Origin of the sequence: Butyrivibrio sp. WCE2006 (assembly GCF_000701985.1) — a bacterium.
Classification (GTDB): domain Bacteria; phylum Bacillota; class Clostridia; order Lachnospirales; family Lachnospiraceae; genus Butyrivibrio.
Genome location: NZ_JNKH01000088.1, coordinates 1 through 2240 on the forward strand (window position 1 = coordinate 1; position 2240 = coordinate 2240).

At 37.4% G+C, this 2240-nt stretch carries 3 protein-coding genes; all 3 read left to right on the forward strand.

Annotated features, from left to right (window positions below):
* Positions 1 to 180 precede the first annotated feature (180 nt).
* The 3 genes from T501_RS19320 (at position 181) to T501_RS19330 (ending at position 2111) form a co-directional block, all read left to right on the forward strand.
* Entirely contained in the window at positions 181 to 1059 is an 879-nt protein-coding gene (locus T501_RS19320) for a hypothetical protein (RefSeq protein WP_081843266.1), read from the forward strand.
* Positions 1053 to 1796: a hypothetical protein gene (locus T501_RS19325; protein WP_044917147.1), complete on the forward strand. Its 744-nt coding sequence runs from the start codon at positions 1053 to 1055 to the stop codon at positions 1794 to 1796. Before T501_RS19320 ends, T501_RS19325 begins: the two co-directional genes overlap by 7 nt.
* 132 nt (positions 1797 to 1928) lie before the next feature.
* Positions 1929 to 2111, forward strand: a complete 183-nt coding sequence (locus tag T501_RS19330) for a hypothetical protein (protein WP_026511750.1) — start codon at positions 1929 to 1931, stop codon at positions 2109 to 2111.
* Positions 2112 to 2240 lie beyond the last annotated feature (129 nt).

The following is a 2240-nucleotide window of genomic DNA, read 5'->3' on the forward strand; positions in this document are numbered from 1 at the left end:
GATAAATATATCAGAAAAGGATTAGAAGTAGCCCAGAGAACCTGGGAGAAAGGAAGAATCCAATCACTTTTCTAACATGATTGGATTATACGTGATATTATGCTGGAAAATGCTTTAAAAAACGCCTTTGGTATAAACTGTCATTTGGAACAAATTAAACTAAAAGGGTTACCTTTATACATGGTATCAGGAAGAGTCTTCTATAGTGCTGTAATGGGAGATGCATCATTTTTGATTGTCAAATTGTCAGACCGGGAGAAGTTCGGCGTTGTGGCATTCAAAAAGCAGCTTTCTCAGTATATGGAAAAGACAGGGCTTAATGCGGCATTTTGCTTTGATGACATCACAAGAGTACAAAGAGATGCGTTGATAGCAAAAGAGATTCCGTTTATTTCATTACCGGATCAGATTTTTTTGCCTTTCCTTGGGGTAATGCTAAGTAATAACTTAAAAAGAAAAATGATTGTGTCTACAGACAAAATGATGCCAGCAACGCAATGCCTTTTTCTTTATCTGTTATACCAAAGTGGAAATGACTTTTTCATAAAAAAGCAGGCTGCAGATGATCTTGGATTGACGAAAATGTCAATTACCAGAGCTTCAGAGCAACTTAAGCAGATGGACCTTATCAGAGAAGAACGAGTAGGAAAAGAGATAAGGATGGTTCCTAACTATAGAGGGCGTGAGCTATTTGAGGTAGCAAAGGATTATCTCATCAACCCTGTGCAGAAGATTGTCCATACAAAGATTACAAAAGAAGAAGGATTGTTCATCGCCGGAGAAACGATGCTAAGCAGACATAGCATGCTTGCTGCACCAAGCGAGGATGTATATGCTGTCGTTAAAGGCAGCGATATTGTGAGCGGCTTTGAAGAGGTAGATACGAGATGGCAGGATGATATTAGGACGAGTAGAGTAGAACTTTGGAAATATGATCCGGGACTATTTGCAAATAACGGCGAAGTAGATCCGGTATCACTTGCCATGAGCCTGTCAGACAATGCGGATGAACGTGTTGAAGGCGAATTACAAAGCTTTTTGGAGGAGTATAAATGGTAGCGGGAATTGATTCTTTTAGAGATAAATTCAGAGGATTTGAAGATTGCTACACAGTCATTGGAGGAGCAGCCTGCGATATTCTTATGTCGGAGGCTGATATTGATTTCAGGCTGACCAAAGATATTGATATGATTCTGATCTTAGTGGATAAAAAGGAAGAGTTTGTAAAAACCTTTTGGAAATATATCAAGGAAGGAAAATACAAATGCGGCTGGAAAAACAGTGATAAAATGCATTTTTACAGATTCACTGAACCGATTGATGGATATCCTGTGATGATAGAACTGTTTTCAAGAAAGCCTGGGTACAATTTTGAAGTCGAAGAAGGGATTATACCAATTCATATAGATGATGATACTTCCAGTTTATCGGCAATTTTATTGAACGATGATTTTTATGATTTTATGTTAAAAGGGCGAAGAGTTGTTGATGGTATCAGTGTTTTAGGTGCTGATTATATAATTCCTTTTAAAATGTATGCCTGGGTTGATCTGAAGCGAAGAAAATCAAAAGGGGAACATGTTAATGAACGCGACTATAAAAAGCATAAGAACGATGTGTTCAGGCTTCTTCAGATAGTTGACCCTGAAGTAAACATAGAGACCGAAGGACTTGTTCGCGAGAGTATTGAAGCGTTTCTGACAGAAGTTATATCTGAACCTGTAAGGATAGAGCAGCTTGGATTACAGATATCTATGGAGGATGCTTTAGAAATCCTTCGTTCAAAGTACTTATAAGAACAATTAATAGGAAAAGCGCCTTTTAGGAGGCGCTTTTTCTCTGCCTAGGTCTATTAAAGTTTTGCAGGCTCTTTCTTTATGCTCTTGGCGCGGTTGCTTCCGTTTTGAGACTTCCGGATCGGAGGAAAAATGGAAGTAAGAACAAACACAAGAGAGATTGGAGAAAGAGAGGCATTTAATTATCTAAGGAAAAGATGGTCAAAAATAGATGATCCAGTAAAAATAATTACAGATTTACAGAAATATCAGGATATGGGGATATTACAGAAAAAGTACCTGGCAATAAGAGATATCAATCACTTCATGAGATGATAAGCACGATGTACCCGGAAGATAGATGTGGTGATATAGCTAAAAAATGGGTGAGTGATATCAAAAAGAATAACAAAAAATATCTTTCATAAAAAGAATATTAAAAAAGAGAAATAGTAGAAGAAGTTA